This is a genomic window from Hymenobacter coalescens, assembly GCF_054783195.1.
In genome coordinates, this window is the sequence record NZ_BAAGRA010000002.1 from 109,559 (window position 1) to 125,243 (window position 15,685).

The 15,685-nt window shown below is 65.9% G+C and carries 14 protein-coding genes; 4 read left to right on the forward strand and 10 right to left on the reverse strand.

Annotation, left to right across the window (positions count from 1 at the left end; all coding sequences use genetic code 11):
* Positions 1-60: 60 nt before the first annotated feature.
* From ACYVKQ_RS01615 to ACYVKQ_RS01625, 3 genes are read right to left on the reverse strand one after another with little or no spacing between them, the layout of a single operon-like run.
* The gene (locus ACYVKQ_RS01615) at positions 61-1,965 is read right to left on the reverse strand and encodes a DUF294 nucleotidyltransferase-like domain-containing protein (protein ID WP_460574918.1); all 1,905 of its coding nucleotides are present in this window, start codon (positions 1,963-1,965) and stop codon (positions 61-63) included.
* Positions 1,958-2,647 carry a 3'-5' exonuclease gene (locus ACYVKQ_RS01620; RefSeq protein WP_460574920.1) on the reverse strand — a complete coding sequence of 230 codons (690 nt, stop codon included), beginning with the start codon at positions 2,645-2,647 and terminating at the stop codon, positions 1,958-1,960. The genes ACYVKQ_RS01615 and ACYVKQ_RS01620 overlap by 8 nt, the downstream gene beginning before the upstream one ends.
* A gap of 37 nt (positions 2,648-2,684) precedes the next feature.
* Positions 2,685-3,779 (reverse strand): LacI family DNA-binding transcriptional regulator, encoded by a 1,095-nt coding sequence (locus ACYVKQ_RS01625; RefSeq protein ID WP_460574922.1) that lies wholly within the window; start codon positions 3,777-3,779, stop codon positions 2,685-2,687.
* Between the two features lie 311 nt (positions 3,780-4,090).
* On the opposite strand from ACYVKQ_RS01625, the gene ACYVKQ_RS01630 reads away from it, so the two are divergent.
* Positions 4,091-4,741: an HAD family hydrolase gene (locus tag ACYVKQ_RS01630; protein WP_460574924.1), complete on the forward strand. Its 651-nt coding sequence runs from the start codon at positions 4,091-4,093 to the stop codon at positions 4,739-4,741.
* 78 nt (positions 4,742-4,819) lie between these two features.
* Here ACYVKQ_RS01630 and araA read toward each other — a convergent pair whose 3' ends face one another.
* From araA to ACYVKQ_RS01650, 4 genes are all read right to left on the reverse strand, one after another.
* Positions 4,820-6,310, reverse strand: coding sequence for an L-arabinose isomerase (gene araA / locus ACYVKQ_RS01635; protein WP_460574926.1), 1,491 nt, complete (start codon positions 6,308-6,310; stop codon positions 4,820-4,822).
* A 220-nt stretch (positions 6,311-6,530) separates the two neighbouring features.
* A complete protein-coding gene (locus ACYVKQ_RS01640) occupies positions 6,531-7,226 on the reverse strand; it encodes an L-ribulose-5-phosphate 4-epimerase (RefSeq protein WP_460574928.1) in 696 nt (231 codons plus the stop codon).
* A 76-nt stretch (positions 7,227-7,302) separates the two neighbouring features.
* On the reverse strand, positions 7,303-8,973 hold the full coding sequence (locus ACYVKQ_RS01645; protein ID WP_460574930.1) for a ribulokinase: 1,671 nt from the start codon (positions 8,971-8,973) through the stop codon (positions 7,303-7,305).
* A gap of 103 nt (positions 8,974-9,076) precedes the next feature.
* Positions 9,077-10,303, reverse strand: coding sequence for an aldose epimerase family protein (locus ACYVKQ_RS01650; RefSeq protein WP_460574932.1), 1,227 nt, complete (start codon positions 10,301-10,303; stop codon positions 9,077-9,079).
* Between the two features lie 317 nt (positions 10,304-10,620).
* Here ACYVKQ_RS01650 and ACYVKQ_RS01655 point away from each other — a divergent pair, with 317 nt between their 5' ends.
* Both ACYVKQ_RS01655 and ACYVKQ_RS01660 read left to right on the forward strand, forming a co-directional pair.
* Positions 10,621-11,253 carry an LON peptidase substrate-binding domain-containing protein gene (locus ACYVKQ_RS01655; protein ID WP_460574934.1) on the forward strand — a complete coding sequence of 211 codons (633 nt, stop codon included), beginning with the start codon at positions 10,621-10,623 and terminating at the stop codon, positions 11,251-11,253.
* Positions 11,254-11,382: 129 nt separating this feature from the next.
* Complete coding sequence (locus tag ACYVKQ_RS01660) at positions 11,383-12,609, forward strand: metallophosphoesterase family protein (protein WP_460574937.1); 1,227 nt, start codon at positions 11,383-11,385, stop codon at positions 12,607-12,609.
* On the opposite strand, the gene ACYVKQ_RS01665 is transcribed toward ACYVKQ_RS01660, so the two are convergent.
* Complete coding sequence (locus tag ACYVKQ_RS01665; RefSeq protein WP_460574939.1) at positions 12,560-13,474, reverse strand: diacylglycerol/lipid kinase family protein; 915 nt, start codon at positions 13,472-13,474, stop codon at positions 12,560-12,562. The genes ACYVKQ_RS01660 and ACYVKQ_RS01665 overlap by 50 nt on opposite strands.
* A 110-nt stretch (positions 13,475-13,584) precedes the next feature.
* Positions 13,585-14,397, reverse strand: a complete 813-nt coding sequence (locus tag ACYVKQ_RS01670; RefSeq protein WP_460574941.1) for a M48 family metalloprotease — start codon at positions 14,395-14,397, stop codon at positions 13,585-13,587.
* Positions 14,398-14,572: 175 nt separating this feature from the next.
* Here ACYVKQ_RS01670 and ACYVKQ_RS01675 point away from each other — a divergent pair, with 175 nt between their 5' ends.
* The gene (locus tag ACYVKQ_RS01675) at positions 14,573-14,761 is read left to right on the forward strand and encodes a hypothetical protein (RefSeq protein WP_460574943.1); all 189 of its coding nucleotides are present in this window, start codon (positions 14,573-14,575) and stop codon (positions 14,759-14,761) included.
* A gap of 84 nt (positions 14,762-14,845) precedes the next feature.
* On the opposite strand, the gene ACYVKQ_RS01680 is transcribed toward ACYVKQ_RS01675, so the two are convergent.
* On the reverse strand, positions 14,846-15,619 hold the full coding sequence (locus ACYVKQ_RS01680; protein WP_460574945.1) for a murein L,D-transpeptidase catalytic domain family protein: 774 nt from the start codon (positions 15,617-15,619) through the stop codon (positions 14,846-14,848).
* Positions 15,620-15,685: the final 66 nt, after the last annotated feature.

The window sequence follows — 15,685 nt, forward strand, 5'->3', positions numbered from 1 at the left end:
AAGCGCCGTCAGGCCTGTAACGCATTCATAAATAGAGGTTTATCTCTCGATACAGCAGACTTACAGCGACTTGGTAAAGCTGACTTTGATCTTGAGCTGGAAGTCGCCGATGACTTTGAAGATTTCCTTGAGCGTGACCTGCTCCACCTGCGTGAGGGTTTTGGGGTCGAGGTAATTGGTGGGCACCGTGCGGTCCTCGATGAGCTGGCGGGCCTGCTTCTGCAGGCGCATGCCCATCAGGTAGTAATAGGCCTGCAGCAGCTCCTGGTACTCTTGCTCCTTGAACACGCCCCGCTCGCGCAGCCGGGCCAGTCGCTCGCCGGTATTGGTGCTGAAAATCTGGTTTTGCAGGGCGTACACGCGCACCAGGTCCACGATGGGCGTCATGGCCTTCTTCAGGTCAAACACCTGATGGCCTTCCTGGGCGAAGGTGCGGAAGCCGCGGAAAAAGGTCAGCGGGGCCTCGTACTGCAGGGCGTTTTTGGCCATGTAGAACAGGAACCGGTCGAGGGGCTGGCTCAGCTCCTCGCGCAGAAACGCGTGCAACTCCTGCATCAGGGCCGGGTCGCCGTAGAGGTAGCGGCAGTCGAAAAAGGTGGCCGCCTGCATCACCGTTTCGGGGTTCGATTCGCCCATCCACTGCCGGTAGTAGCCTTTCCAGTACGAGAGCGAGTGCGTCCACTTGGAATTTTTGGCCATGAAGCCGCCCGAACAGTAGTGCAGCCCGATGTGGTTCAGCTCGTCGGACACGGCCGTGGCGAAGCGCAGGAAGTAGGCCCTTACCTTCTCGCGCTGCTCGTTGGCCTTGTCCTCGTAGATGATGGCGTTGTCCTGATCGGTGACCAGCGTCTGCTCCTTGCGGCCCTCGCTGCCGAGCACCATGAACACGAAGCGGGCCGGCGCCGGCCCGTGCGCGGCCAGCACCTGCTCAATGACTTTCAGCGCGATGGTGTCGGCCACGGTGCTGATGACCTGGTTAACAATGTCGGCCTTCACGCCCCGGCTCAGCAGCTGGTTGACGATGTCGGGCACCATTTCCCAGCGCCGCTTCAGCTCCCGGGTGCTCTGGGCCAGCTTCACGGCCTGAATGAACATGAACGGCGACTGCGCCAGGTCGCTGAGCAGCTTGTTGCGGCTCAAAAAGCCCACGTAGCGCCCGTCCTGCTCCACCAGCAGGTAGCGCGTCTTGGTCTGGAACATGCGCAGGATGGCCTCGTACACGTACGCCTCCTGCGCAATGGCCACCAGCGGCGTGGCCGCCACCTCCGCCACCGGCCGGCGCGCGTCGAGGCAGCGGGCAATAACCGCGTCGCGCAGGGTGATGTCGGTGCAGTAGCCCACGATGCGGCCGCCCGGCTCGTCGGTCACGAACAGGCAGCTGACCTTGGCCGCCGCCATGCGCCGGGCCGCCTCGAAAATGGGTTCGTGGCCGGTGCATACCACCAGCTCGCGCACCTCCACGGTGCTGATGCGCCGCGAAAACAGCTGATCGGCCACCAGGAAGTTCTGCCCGGTCGGGGTGACGGGCTTCACGAAATGCGCGTATTCCTCGTTGAGCATCCGCTCCCCGTAGCGGGCCGTGAAATAGTGAAAAAACGGCTCGTAGGCCAGGCACAGGGCCCGAAAGTCGCGGCGCGGCAGCTGCAGCACCCGCGTACCCTTGCGCACCACCACGGTCCGCAGGGAGCGTTTCTTGTTCAGCAGAATGGACATGCCCCCGTAGCAGGTGCCCGGCCCGTAAAACTCGGGCAGGCGCTTGTGCTGCTGGCTGTCGTAGAAAAACGTCTCGTAGCCGCCCTCCACCACGATGTCGAGGCTGCGCAGCTTGGTGGCGTCCTGCTGGTAGAGCAGCACCTCGCGTGGGTGCTGCACTTCCACCAGCAGGGCCGTCACGCCCAGCAGCACGTCGTCGGGCAACAGGTTGAAGGGCGCTACGGTGCGCAGAAAAGCCAGGCGGTTATCCATTGACAAGCCAGTAAAACAGAAATAACAGCAGTAACCCGCCCGCCGCCACCAGCCACAGCCACCCGCGGCGCCGGCCGCGCGCCGGGCCGCCGGGCACGCTCAGGCGCGGCTGCGCGTCGAGGCCGGAATCGGTGATTAGCCCGCGCTGCCGGAGCTCGAAAAAGCACCGCGCCGTGGCCGCCGCGTCGATGGCCGCGTCGTGCAGGCGCACCAGCCGCTCGCCAAACAGCAGCTCGTGCAGCTCAAAGAGGCGCAGCTGCCGGGGCCGCCCGTGCAGCCGGGCGTCGTGGCTGACCTGCATGGTGCAGAACTGCGGCAGCACGGGCAGCGGGTTGGGCAGCGCGGCCCGGTGCAAGGCCGCGCCGAGGACGTGAAAATCGAGCCGCAGGAAGTGGCCGATGACCCGGGGCTGGTAGGCCTCCAGATCGGCCAAGAGGCGCTGCAGCACGGCCGCGGGCGCCTCGCCGTGCTCGTCCAAAAATTCGACGGTGAGGCCGTGCACCGCGACGGAAGCGGCCGTCATGCGTGCGCGGGGCACCCGCAGGTAAGCGGCATCCGATGTTACCAGCTGCCCGTCGAAGGTATACACCTGCCAGGCCAGCTGCGCGATGCTGGGCCACTCCCACTCCTCGGCGTAGGGCCGCTGCCAGCGGGCGGGTAGGCCGGTGGTTTCGGTGTCCAAAAAGAGCAGGTACGGCGGTGGCATCGGCGCAGAAGACCTAGTGCCCGGCCGCGTTGACCAACGAACTTGCCGCCGAAGCCTCCACTGCCGACTGCGAGGAGCCGCGGATGAGCAGCTCGGGCCGCAGCATTACCTGCCGCGGCGCAAACGCCGCGCCGCCCGCCTCGATCAGCTCCAGCAGCAGGCGCACGGCGGCCTGCCCCATTTCCTCGCAGCGCTGATCGATGGAGGTGAGCGTGGGCTCGGTCATGACGGTAAAGGCCTCGTTGCTGAAGCCGGTCAGGGCCACGTCTTCGGGCACCCGCAGCCCCTGGCGCCGGGCCTCGCGCATGGCCCCGAGGGCCGCGTAGTCGCCGGCGGCAAAGACGGCGTCGGGCGGCCGGGGCAGCGCCAGCCAGCGGCGCATGGCGGCCGCGCCGTGTTCCTGGGTCATGTCGGCGTAGTCGATCAGCGCCTCGTCGGCGGCAATGCCCGCTTCGGCCAAAGCGTCGAGGTAGCCCTGCCGGCGGTTTTTGTAGATGTTCAACGTTTGCGGGCCGGCCACGTGGGCAATGCGCCGGCAGCCACGGGCCAGCAAGTGGCGCGTGGAGGCGTAGCCGCCCTCCTGGTCGTCGAGCACCACCGCGTGCACGCGGTCGGCCCCCACGGTGCGGTCGAAGAAAACCAGCGGCAGGCCCCGGCTGCGCACTTTCTCGAAGTGGCGGTAGTCGAGCGTGGTGCGCGAGGGCGACACGAGTATGCCGGCCACCTGCGCGCTGAGCAGGCTTTCCACGTTGCGCCGCTCCTGCTGCACGTCCTCGTTCGACTGGCAGATGATAACGTTGTAGCCGGCCCGGCTGGCCGCCGTTTCGATGCCGTGCACCACGGAAGGAAAAAACCGGCCTTCGATGTAGGGCACCAGGATGCCCAGCAGCTGGCTTTTGCCCTTGCGCAGGGCCGAGGCCAGCCGGTTGGGCTGGTAGTTATACTTTTTGGCCAGCTTGAGCACTTTTAGCTTCATCTCCGGCCCGATGCTGTGGTGGTCGCTCAAGGCCCGGGAAATCGTCGTCATCGACACGCCCAGCTCGCGCGCGAGGTCGGCCATGGACACGGGGTTGTTGCCGGGAGCGGCGGGTTTGTTGCGGGGGGCCATACAGGAAAGCGCACAATGCTTTGTGTAAATATAAACTCTGGCCCATCATCCGGCCGTGGTCATAGGGGCTACCAGAGTGCTGCTATCGGGCTCCGAACCCGGGACGCGTTATGGCTGGGTGGTCGACTTTTGATACGAACAACCCCAACTTACACGATCGGTTGTGAAAAGCAGGTGAAGCCGGTGGCTGGCGCGGCATTAGTAGCCGCGGCCCAGAGCAGCAGCCCACTTCCAGCGTCATTTTAGCGGTTCGGCTGAAAACCGGACCTTTGGGGTCACTCGGTTTTCGGCATTACGCATCCCCTCCTACCATGAAGGCATTCATTTTTGACCTGAACGGGACCATGATTCACGACATGGAGTTCCATACCCAGGCTTGGCAACAACTGCTCAACGAAGACCTGGGCGGCAGCTTTTCCTGGGAGCAGGTCAAGCCGCAGATGTACGGCAAAAACCAGGAGGTGCTGGTGCGCATGTTCGGCGCGGCTCGGTTCACGGCCCAGGAAATGGAGCGGCTGTCGGTGGAAAAAGAGCGCCGCTACCAGCAGGCGTTCCGGCCACACCTGGCGCTGCTGCCGGGCCTGGACGAGTTTCTGGCCCGGGCCTACCAGCAGGGCATTCCCATGGCCATCGGCTCGGCGGCCATTCCCTTCAACATCGATTTCGTCCTCGACAACCTCGGCATTCGCCGCTACTTCCAGGCCATCGTCAGCGCCGACGACGTGACGCTGAGCAAGCCCCACCCGGAAACCTTTCTCAAGGCCGCCGAGCAGCTCGGCGTCGCGCCGGCCGACTGCCTCGTCTTCGAAGACGTGCCCAAGGGCGCCGAGGCAGCCCGCAACGCCGGTATGCGCTGCGTCATCCTGACGACCACGCACCAGGAGCCCGAATTCGCCGGGCTGCCCAACGTACTGCATTTCGCCCCGGACTTCACCGGCGCCTTCGTGCAAGGGCTGGTCTAAACCGAGCCGCCCCGACGCCCGGCCACTCTGCATTCCGGGCATCGGGGCGGCCAGTTCGGCCTAATGGCGCTGAGGCGGTTATGGCCGGCTGAACGCTACCTCGTTGTAGCGCAGCTCGTTCTTGAAGGTGCGCAGCCGGGTGTCGGCGTCGATGATGACGCACTCGATGCCGGCCATTTCGGCGAAGTCTTCCAGGTACTCGGCGGTGAGGTTCTGGCTGTAACCGGTGTGGTGCGCGCCGCCGGCGTAGATCCAGGCCGCGGCGCCGGTGGCCAGGTCGGGCTGCACCTTCCAGAGCACCCGGGCCACGGGCAGCTTGGGCAAGTCCTGCGCCGGAGCCACGGCCTCTACCTCGTTGACGACCATTCGGAAGCGGTGACCCAAATCGACGATGGTGGCGTTCAGGGCCGGGCCGGCCGGGCAGTTGAACACCAAGCGCGCCGGATCGGCCTTGCCGCCGATGCCCAGCGGGTGCACTTCCACCCGGGGCTTGCCCGCGGCAATGCTGGGGCAGATTTCGAGCATGTGCGAACCGAGCACCTGCTCGTTGCCGGGCTCGAAATGGTAGGTGTAGTCCTCCATGAAGGAGTTGCCGCCGGGCAGGCCGGCGCCCATCACTTTCATGGCCCGCACCAGCGCGGCCGTTTTCCAGTCGCCTTCGCCCCCAAAGCCGTAGCCCTCGGCCATCAGGCGCTGGGTAGCAATGCCAGGCAGCTGGGCCATGCCGTGCAGATCCTCGAAGGTGTCGGTGAAGCCGATGGCCTTGGTGTCGTGCAGAAAGCGGCGCAGGCCCGCTTCAATGCGGGCCGCCTCGCGCAGGGAGGCCCGCTGCCGGCCGCCTTCCCGCAGCGTTTCGCCCAGCTCGTATTCCTGCTGGTACGTGGCCAGCAGCGCGTCCACGTCGGCGGCCGGCACCGCATTGATGACGGCCACCAGGTCGCCAATGCCGTAGGTGTTCACGCTGTAGCCAAACTTGATTTCGGCCTCTACTTTGTCGCCCTCGGTTACGGCTACGTAGCGCATGTTGTCGCCGAAGCGGACGATGCGCCCGCCCTGCCAATCGGCCCAGGCGCAGGCGGCGCGCGCCCAGGCGCTCAACCGCTCGTGTACCCCGGGGCTTTGCCAGTGGCCCACCACCACCTTGCGCTTCAGCCGCATGCGGGCCCCGATGAAGCCAAACTCCCGGTCGCCGTGCGCCGACTGGTTCAGGTTCATGAAGTCCATGTCGATGTCCGCCCACGGAATGTCGCGGTTGAACTGCGTGTGCAGATGGGCCAGCGGCTTTTGCAGGATTTTCAGGCCGTTGATCCACATCTTGGCCGGCGAGAAGGTGTGCATCCAGGCCACCAAGCCTACGCAGCTGGGACTGGTGTTGGCATGCTGCACGAGCTGGTGTACCTCGTCGGGGCTGGTGAGGGCCGGCTGGTAAACCACCTTGACGGGCAAGGCCGCGCCCAGCGCGTCAGCAATGTGCTGCGCGTGGCGGGCCACCTGCGCCAGGGTTTCGGGCCCGTACAGGTGCTGGCTGCCGGTCACAAACCAGACTTCGTACTGCGAAAGGTCAATCATGGAAAAAGGCTGAACGCAGTGCCGGCTTGGGTGCGCCGGTCACCGCCAGGTGAACAGAATTGAATTATCGATTGTGTAGATCAAACCGCCAACAGGAGCAGCGTGCTCATCGGCGGTCGTCTTTGTTTAACGCGGCGAGCAGGCTGGTAACCTGCGTTACCAGACCGCATGCCTTGTTGGCCTGGTGAGCATAAGCAGCCGCCAGTAGCAGCAGATGGTATCAACTTTGACCGTAGTACGACTGTGGGCCGTGCTTTCGCTCGTAGTGCTTGCGGATGAGCGCGTCTTTGAGGCGCGGCAGCCCCGGGCGCAACGTGCAGCTCAGGTAGGCCATGCGGGCCACTTCCTCCAGCACGGCGCTGTTGTACACGGCTATGTCGACGGTCGTGCCCCAGGTGAAGGGCGCGTGGTTGGCGAGCAGCACCATTTCCACCTCGCCGGGCGAGAGGCCCCGCCGCTGAAACTCGTTGAGGATCTGCCAGCCGGTCTGGTGCTCGTAGTCGCCGTTGATCATTGCGTCGTCCATGGGCGGGGCGCAGGGCACGTCCGCGGTGAGGTGGTCGGCGTGGGTGGTACCCAGGATGGGGATGTCGAGCTGGGCCTGCGCCCAGGCCGTGGCGTAGGTGCTGTGCGTGTGCACGATGCCGCCGATGTGCTCCCAGTGGCTGTAGAGCACCGCGTGGGTTTTGGTGTCCGACGAGGGCCGCTTCTCCCCTTCCACGACGCGGTTGGCAAAGTCCACCACCACGATGTCCTCGGGCCGCAGCGTGTCGTAGGGGACGCCGCTGGGCTTGATGGCGAAGACGCGGTTGGCGCGGTCCACCACCGAGGCGTTACCGAAGGTGAAGAGCACCAGCCCGAGCTTGGGCAGCTGCATGTTGGCCTCGTAGCAGGCCTGTTTGAGAGCTTGGTACATGCTTGGGGTTGTCAGTTGCGAGTTGGTTGGTAGCAGGCGGCCCGTTCGGGCGCAACGCCAGCGGCCAGACCTCCGGTTAGGCTATGCGCGGCGTCTGGGCTTCCACAAACGCCCCGAAGGCCTGGTACTGCCGGTAACGCGTTTCGTAGTCGGCGACGCGGGCGGGGGTTGGCGTGTAAGTTTCGGCGAAGCCGTTGCCCATGGCGCGCTGGGCCGTCGTCACGTCGGGGTGCAGGCCGGCGGCTACGGCCGCGTACATGGCCGCGCCCAGCGCCGGGGCCTGGTCCGACTCGGCCACCTTGATGGGCCGGTTGAGTACGTCGGCCAGGGTCTGCATCATGAAAGCCGACTTTTTGGCCACGCCGCCCAGGCCAATAACCTGCTTGATGGGTACGCCCTGCTCCTCGAAGCGCTCCACGATCTGGCGGGAGCCGTAGCAGATGGACTCCACCAACGCGCGGAAGATGTGCGGGGCCGAGGTGCCCATCGTGAGGTTCATCAGCGCGCCTTTCAGGGCCTGGTTGGCGTCGGGCGTACGCCGGCCGTTCACCCAGTCCAGGGCCAGCACGGCCGATTCGGTGGGGTCGACGGCGGCGGCGGCCTGGTTGAGCGCGGCCATCATCCGCTCGCCCAGCTCCAGTAGCAGGGCCTGCTGCTGCGCGGCCGCCAGCACCGCCGACTGCGGCAGCAAGGTGCGCAGCGGCCACTCCAGCACCTGCCGAAACCACGCCAGCAGGTCGCCCACGGCCGATTGCCCGGCCTCCAGGCCCAGCATGCCGGGCACCACCGAGCCATCTACCTGCCCGCAGATGCCGGGCACCAGCCGGCGGCCCACTTCGTCCATCGGCGCCACCACGATGTCGCAGGTGGAGGTGCCCATGACTTTCACCATGGAGTGCGCCTCGATTTCGCCCGCCACGGCGCCGGCGTGGGCGTCGAAGGTGCCCACGGCCACCACCGTGCGGGGGCTCAGGCCCAGGCGCTCGGCCCACTCGGCCGAGAGCGTGCCGGCCGCTTCGTCGGCGGTAAACGTGTCGGTGTAAAGCCGGGCGCGCAGGCCGGCCAGCCGGGGCTCCAGGTGCACCAGGAACTCTTCGCTGGGCAGGCCGCCCCAGCTCTCGTGCCACATGGCCTTGTGGCCGGCGGCGCAGCGGCTGCGCTTGCAGGATGCCAGGTCGCCGCCGGTGAGCTGCAAGGTGAGCCAGTCGCAGTGCTCCATCCAGGAGTACGCGGCCTGGGCTACGGCCTCATCCTGGCGTACCACGTGCATGATTTTGGCCCAGAACCACTCCGAGGAATACACCCCACCTTCAAACTGGGTGTAGTCGGGGCCGCCCCAGCTTTGGGCTTTTTGGTTGATTTCGGCGGCTTCTTCCAACGCCGTGTGGTCTTTCCAGAGCACGAACATGGCGTTCGGATTCTCCTCGAAGCCGGGCAGCAGGGCCAGGGCCACGCCCTGCTCGTTGACCGGGCCGGGCGTCGAGCCGGTGGTATCCACAGCCAGGCCCACGATCTGCGCCTTATCGACCTTAGCGGCTACCTGGCGCACAGTGGCCTCCAGGCCTTCGAGGTGGTCGAGCGGGTGCTGCCGAAACTGGTTGTGGGCCGCGTAGCAGTAGCGCTGCTCGTTCCAGCGGGCGTACGGGTGCACGGCCTGGGCTACTTCGGCCCCGGTGTGGGCATCCACGAGCACGGCCCGCACGGAGTCGGTACCGTAGTCGATGCCGATTACGAAGGTCTTGGACATGTAGGTGAACTGGTGAGGTGGTGAACTGGTGAGTTGGTGTCCGGGAGGCCGGCGCCACGCATGTCGCGCAAGCCGAACGGCACTCACCAGCTCACCAGTTCGCCTATTTGCGCACGCCGAAACGGTACACCGTGGTGGAACGCAGCGTCTGGCCGGGCTCCAGAATGGTGCTCGGAAACTTGGGCTGGTTAGGCGAATCGGGAAAGTGCTGGGTTTCCAGGCAGAAGCCTGCGTGCTTGCCGTAGACGATGTCCTCCTTGCCTTTCAGCGTGCCGTCGAGGAAGTTGCCGGTGTAAAACTGCAGGCCCGGCTCGGTGGTCGTCACGTCCAGGGTGCGGCCCGTGGTGGGCTCGTACACGGAAGCCGCCGCGTGCATCCCGTCGGACTGGTTCAGCACCCAGTTGTGGTCGTAGCCGCCGGGCACCTGCCCGATGCGCACCCCGATGGCGCGCGGGGCGGTGAAGTCGAAGGGCGTGCCCTTCACCGGGCGCAGTTCCCCGGTTGGAATCAGGCCGGCGTCGACCACGGTGTAGCGGTCGGCCGGGATGGTGAGCTGGTGGGCCAGCACGTCTTTGGTGCGGCCCAGGCCGAGGTTGAAGTAAGCGTGGTTGGTCAGGTTGACGGGCGTGGCCTTGTCGGTGGTGGCCGTGTAGTCAATCTTCAGGGCGTCGTCGGTGGTCAGCGTGTACACCACTTTCACCTGCAGGTTGCCGGGGTAGCCTTCCTCGCCGTCCTTGCTCAGGTACTTGAGCGTGAGCGTCTGCCCCTCGGCGGAAGTGCCCGGCTCGGTTTGCCACACCACCTTGTCGAAGCCGCGGGTGCCGCCGTGCAGGTGGTTGGCGTCGTTGTTTTTGGCCAGGGTGTACTGCTGCCCGTTCAGCGTGAACTGCCCCCCGCGGATGCGGTTGCCGTAGCGCCCGATCAGCGCCCCGAAGTACGGGCCGGCTTTCTGGTACGCCGGGCTTTGGTAGTCGCTTACGTTGTCGAAACCCAACACCACGTCGCTGGGCCGGCCGTCCCTGTCGGGCACCACCACCTTGGTCACCGTGCCGCCGTAGTTGGTGATGCTCACCCGCAGGCCGTGGGCGTTGGTGAGCGTGTACAGCAGCGCATCCTGGCCGTCCTTGGTCATGCCGAAGGGCAAGGCCGCCGGGGTGGCAAACTTGCTGGCCGGCGCTGCGGCCGGTATCGTAACCGAATCGGCCACCAAGGGCGTTTCCGCCGCCGTTTGCTCAGCGGGCTTCGACTGCTCGCAGCCGACCAGAATAAACAGGCTGACCAATCCGGCGCTGCTGCGGGCCAGCATACCGGCGCGGAAGAGTGGTGTCATGGCGAAGGGGGCGTGGGTAAAAAGTAGCGGACAAACCAGGGGGGCGGCGGGCGGGCAAGCGCGGCCGTATCTGCGTCGGCAACCCGCTCAAGACGTAAAGTAGACAAAGCTTTTGAATTCACACAATCGTTTGTGTGAACCCAACGGTGGATTACCCGTGGTGCAGCCGGCCTGTGCCGGCTCGCTGCTTACCCGAAAGCCCGCGCAGAAGTAGCTAACAAAAGCGGCAAAACCCTACTTTACAAGCCGGAGCCAGCCGCGCAGGTTTTCAGCCGGCACCCCTCCGTATTCAGCCGCTACCTGTTTGCTCAGCTCCCATGCGCCTCTTACCCCTCTTCCCCTTGAACCTGGTCGTGTTTCCGGGCGAGAAGCTCAACCTGCACATTTTCGAGCCGCGCTACCGGCAGCTGATCGAAGATTGCCTGCAGGAGGACATCAGCTTCGGCATTGCGCCCTTTCTGGCCGACCGTGTGCAGCCTGTCGGCACCGAAATGCGCCTGACCAAGGTCGAGCGTACCTACGCCGGCGGCGAGTCGGATATCCGGACGCTGGCCGTCGGGCGCTTCCGCATCACCGAGGTGTTTCGGCAAGCGCCGGGCAAGCTGTACGGCGCTGCCACCGTCGAGGAGTTTCAGGAAGAAGGCGCCGCCGACCCGGTCCTGCGGCAGCGCATCAGCGCCCAAATCGAACGCCTCTACGATGCGCTGGGCCTGCAAAAACTGTTTATTGAGCTGTCCCCTGAGTACGCCACGTTCGACATTGCGCACCAACTGGGTCTGTCCACCGAGCAGGAGTACGAACTGCTGGCCATGGCGTCCGAAGCCGACCGGCAGGCGTTCGTGCTGGAACACCTGCAGCACATCCTGCCGGTGGTGCTGGAAACCGAGCGGCTCAAGGAGCGCGTGCGGCTCAACGGACACTTCAAGCACCTCACGCCCCCGAACTTTTAACGGCTGAGGGCCCGCTACACGCGCCTAAGGCCAACGTTTGGGCGCGGCACAGCAGCGGCCGCGTGCCCAAAGCCGACCGTTGCCGGGCGCTTGCCCGTACAGGGCAGGGTGACACAGCTTCTTCCATGGTTGCCCGCCCTGATTCTGGCCTTGGTGGTGGGCTGGCTATTGTACCAGTACGCGCTGGAGCGCCGCTTCCGCCGCCGGCCCTACGTAGCTCCGGCGGCCCGGCAATGGGCCAGCCTCACGCCGCCCAGCGAAGCGCCCCGGTACCGCCTGTGCCTGATCGGCGACTTGGGGGCCGTGGCCACCGATGGCCGCGACCCTGTGCTGAACCTGCTGCAGCACTGGCTGCGCGAGGCCGGCGCGGCGGGCACGGTGGTGCTGCTCGGCGACAACGTGTACCCCACGGGCCTGCCGCCCTTGGGCAACCCGCAGCGTCCCGCCGCCGAGCGGCGCCTCGATGCTCAACTGGCGCTGCTGCGCGACTTTCCGGGGCAGGTAATTTACCTGAGCGGCAACCACGACTGGAACAAGGGCCGCGCCGACGGTTACGCCTACCTGCAGGCGCAGGAAGCCTACGTGCGCCACCACCTGCCCCGGGCCCGCTACCTGCCCGAAAACGGTTGCCCTGGCCCCGTTGCTCTCCCGCTGGCCGAGGGCTTGGTGTTGCTCGTGCTCAATACCCAGTGGTGGGTGCAGCGCGGGCCGCGGCCGCTGGGAGCTGCGAACGGCTGCACTGCCAACGACGCCCAGGAGCCGTTCGCGCAGCTGCAGCAGCTGATGGCCCGGCACGCGCAGCAGCAGCTGGTCGTGGTGGGGCACCACCCGCTGTACTCCAATGCCATGCACGGCGGCAAATTCACCGTCAAGCAGCACGTTTTTCCGCTCACGGCGGCGCACAAGCGCGCTTACGTGCCTTTGCCCGTGCTGGGCTCGTTGTTTCCCGCTTACCGGCGGGTACTTGGGGCCGCCGAAGACATGGCCCACCCGCGCTACCGGCGCATGCGCCGCCGCCTGCTGCAGGTGCTGCGCCAGTTTCCCGGCGCGGTGTACGCCGCCGGCCACGACCACAACCTGCAGTATTTCCTGCGGCGCGGGGTGCACTACATCGTGAGCGGGGCGGGCAGCAAGACGGCGTACGTGGAAGCCGGCGGCAAAGCCACGTTCACCCACGAGCATAAAGGCTTCTTCACGCTCGATTATTACGCCGACGGCCAGCTCTGGCTGCAGACCTGGGAGCCCGCCGATGCGCAGGGCACCCCGGCCCCAACGCCCTTCCGCTGGCCTCTGGTGCCCGCACCCGCTACGCCTGCGCCGCATGCGGCACCAGCACGCGCAGGCTCCGCGGATTAATAACTACTTCTACCGGCGTGGGCATGAGCATGGGCTCCCCGTCTACCTGCACGCTCACCTGCGTGGCGCCTGGCACCTCAATGCGGGCCCGCTGGCACGGCAGCCGCCGCGTGTACGCCGACTCGTCGAAGCCTTCGGTATAGAGCTGATACAGAATGCCCGGGGCCGCCGTGCCCGGAAAGGGCTCGATGACGCAGACCTCAAATCGGCCGTCGTCCATGCGGCTGGCGGGGTTGATGACGACGTTGCTGCCGAAGGTGCGGGCGTTGGCAATGGTGAGCATAAAGGCTTCGCCCTCCCAGGTTTCACGGTCCGTCACCACGCGGTAGCGGGCGGGCTCGTAGCGCATGTATTCCTGCAGCGCCACCCGCACGTAGGCGCCGGGGCCGCGGGTGCCGCCCTGCGCGAAGCGCTCCACCACCAGCGCGTTGAAACCCAGATCGGCCAGGTGCGCCGCAAAGTGTCCGCCCACCGTGAGCGTGTCTAGCTCGCGCACGTCGTGCTGCCAGATCAGCTGCAAGGCGTCCTGTGTATCCTGCGGGATGCCGAGGTCCTTGGAAAGCCCGTTGCCCGAACCCAGCGGCACGATGCCCATGGGTAGCGGCTGCCCCTGCAGGGCCTGGGCCACCAGGCTCACGGTGCCATCGCCGCCGGCGGCAAATACGGCGTCGTACTCGTGGGTCCGCAAGAACTCCCGGAGCTGGTGTAGGTCGTCTTGGCCGCTGGTTTCGTACAGCCGGGCCGTGCGGCCGCGCTCGGCGCAGGTGCGCCGGATCAGGTCCTGTACGTCGGCCTTGTCGATGTCGCCCGAAATGGGGTTCATCACGAACAACAACCGGCGGAGAATGGGTGGGGTGTCAGACATAGGCGGCAACATAGGAAAAGCGTTTCTGCCGCCGTAATAACGCGGCGGCCACGAAAAAGGCCGGGGCAATACGCCCCGGCCGTGCAGCAGCAAGCCATCCGGCCCCAAAGCTACGGCTTCAGGCCCGCCGGAATACCGCTCGGAAACTCTTCCGCAATTTCGTTTTCCAGCACCCCCACGCGGTTGCCCGGGTTGGGGTGGGTGCTCAGAAACTCGGGGCCGCCGCTGCGGCCACCGGCCTGCTCCAGAATCTGCATCACCTGAATCATGGCGCGGGGGTCGTAGCCGGCGTCGGCGGTGTACTTCACGGCCAGTCGGTCCGATTCCAGCTCGTCCTCGCGCCCAAAGCGCAGGTTCACCACCTTGGCAATGGCGGCGGCAATGGCGGCATTGGCTACCGAGCCGCCGGGCCGGTCGGGGTCGTAGGCGGCAATGGCACCGGCGCCGGCCAGGCCCTGCGTGAGCTGCTGCTTGGCCAGCTGCTCGGCCGAGTGCCGCCCTATGACGTGGCCGATTTCGTGGCCAAGCACGCCGGCCAGCTGCCCCTCGGTTTTCAGGTTTTTCAAGAGGCCGGCCGTGATAAACACCTGCCCGCCCGGCAGGGCAAATGCATTGATGGTCTGCTCGTCGGCCAGCAGGTGAAAGTCAAAGCGGTACGGCGACTGGGTGGCGCCGGAAGCCTGCACCAGCTGCTGCCCGACGCGGTCGACGGCGGCCTGCGCCTGCTGATCGGGGTGCAGCCCGCCGTATTGCTGAGCCATCTGCGGGGCGGCCTGCAGGCCCAGCGCTACTTCCTGCTCGGCGGTCATGCTCACGTGTTGCACCTCGCCCGTGACGGGGTTGGTTTGCCGGTTGCAGTAGTAGGTGATGAACGAAAACCCGGCTACCAGCAGGGCAATGATGTATCGAAGGCTGCCTCTCATGGAAAGACGGGGTGTGGGGGAAGGATCAACCGACGGTTTTCGCCGGCACAGAATCTAACGCGGCGCGCGCGGCAGGGTTGTACGCCCCAAAGCAGCCAAAACCGTGACCCTTGCGTATCAGGCACAACAGCTGCCCGCCCGGCGGGTGCTTCACTCCCATCTACTCTTCCAGACCATGAATCAGAAACGCACTTTTGGCTCCCTGCTGACGCTGCTCGGCATTGCGGGCATCATCTACGGCGCCATGGGCCTGCTCGGCATGGCCGACCTGAGCAAAATCAATTCGTTTGTGCCCCTGGGCGTCGGCCTGATTTTCTTCTTTGCCGGCATCAGCCTGGTGCGTGCCACCGGCGACCGGGCCTGACGCTTGCGCAAATAACCCCATATAAGCCCCACGGCCCGCTCCGAAGCTTCGGAGCGGGCCGTGGGGCTTATATGGAAACCTGATCTATTGTCCGGTGCTGAACGCGGCGCCCTCGGTGCGCGCAAACGCCGGCAGGGCCGCGTTGAGGTTCAGCCAATCTGAGGTGTAGGGTACCGAGCGCGGCCCTTGCACAAACAGCACCGACCCGCTCTGGATGGTCTTGATAATGCTCGCCGACTGCGCGGCGGGCAGCGCGGGGCAGCCCTGGCTGCGGCCCAGGCGGCCGTTTTGCCGGATAAAGTCCTGGCTGACGTAGTCGGCACCGTGCACGACCACGGCCCGTTCGGCGGCCTGCGAGTTGTAGCGCGGGTCCAGCCCCCGCAGCTTGAGCGAGAGGCCGTGCTTGCCCTGGTAGGTGTTGCCGGTCACGTAAAAGCCGAGGCTGCTCATCTCCGAGCCGAGGCGGTTGGAGAAGGTCTGGGCCACGTCGCCGCCCGTGTTCTTGCCGTGCGCCACCAGCGTGTGGTAGAGCAGCCGCGTGCGGCTCAGGTCGATAACCCACAGGCGGTTCTGGCGGCTGGAGCGACTAAAGTCGATAACCGTCAGCACCGGCCGCTTGGCCAGCCCGCGGCTGCGCAGGTTGAAGTAGCCGATCAGGGCGTTGCGCAGCACCTGCACGTTCAGCCCCGTCTGGGCCAGGCGGGCTCCCACGTAAGTGCGGAGTAAATACTGTTCGAAAGCGGCGGTGGTCGCCGCTTGGGCCGCGCTGGGCACCTGGGCCGGTTTGGCAGCCAGGGCCGGCCGAAGCCCCGCGGTCAGCAACAACAGCCCAATCAGGCCGTAACGAGCAAGCTTCATAGGTGGTGGAGTACGTAAACGCGATGCGTCAACCGGAGCAAAGACAAAAATAGTAGTTTTGTCCAA

Coding starts and splice junctions, on each gene's coding strand:
- ACYVKQ_RS01615 (WP_460574918.1), bottom strand. CDS start 1,965: ATGGATAACCGCCTGGCTTTTCTGCGCACCGTAGCGCCCTTCAACCTG.
- ACYVKQ_RS01625 (WP_460574922.1), bottom strand. CDS start 3,779: ATGGCCCCCCGCAACAAACCCGCCGCTCCCGGCAACAACCCCGTGTCC.
- ACYVKQ_RS01630 (WP_460574924.1), top strand. CDS start 4,091: ATGAAGGCATTCATTTTTGACCTGAACGGGACCATGATTCACGACATG.
- araA (WP_460574926.1), bottom strand. CDS start 6,310: ATGATTGACCTTTCGCAGTACGAAGTCTGGTTTGTGACCGGCAGCCAG.
- ACYVKQ_RS01640 (WP_460574928.1), bottom strand. CDS start 7,226: ATGTACCAAGCTCTCAAACAGGCCTGCTACGAGGCCAACATGCAGCTG.
- ACYVKQ_RS01645 (WP_460574930.1), bottom strand. CDS start 8,973: ATGTCCAAGACCTTCGTAATCGGCATCGACTACGGTACCGACTCCGTG.
- ACYVKQ_RS01650 (WP_460574932.1), bottom strand. CDS start 10,303: ATGACACCACTCTTCCGCGCCGGTATGCTGGCCCGCAGCAGCGCCGGA.
- ACYVKQ_RS01655 (WP_460574934.1), top strand. CDS start 10,621: ATGCGCCTCTTACCCCTCTTCCCCTTGAACCTGGTCGTGTTTCCGGGC.
- ACYVKQ_RS01665 (WP_460574939.1), bottom strand. CDS start 13,474: ATGTCTGACACCCCACCCATTCTCCGCCGGTTGTTGTTCGTGATGAAC.
- ACYVKQ_RS01670 (WP_460574941.1), bottom strand. CDS start 14,397: ATGAGAGGCAGCCTTCGATACATCATTGCCCTGCTGGTAGCCGGGTTT.
- ACYVKQ_RS01675 (WP_460574943.1), top strand. CDS start 14,573: ATGAATCAGAAACGCACTTTTGGCTCCCTGCTGACGCTGCTCGGCATT.
- ACYVKQ_RS01680 (WP_460574945.1), bottom strand. CDS start 15,619: ATGAAGCTTGCTCGTTACGGCCTGATTGGGCTGTTGTTGCTGACCGCG.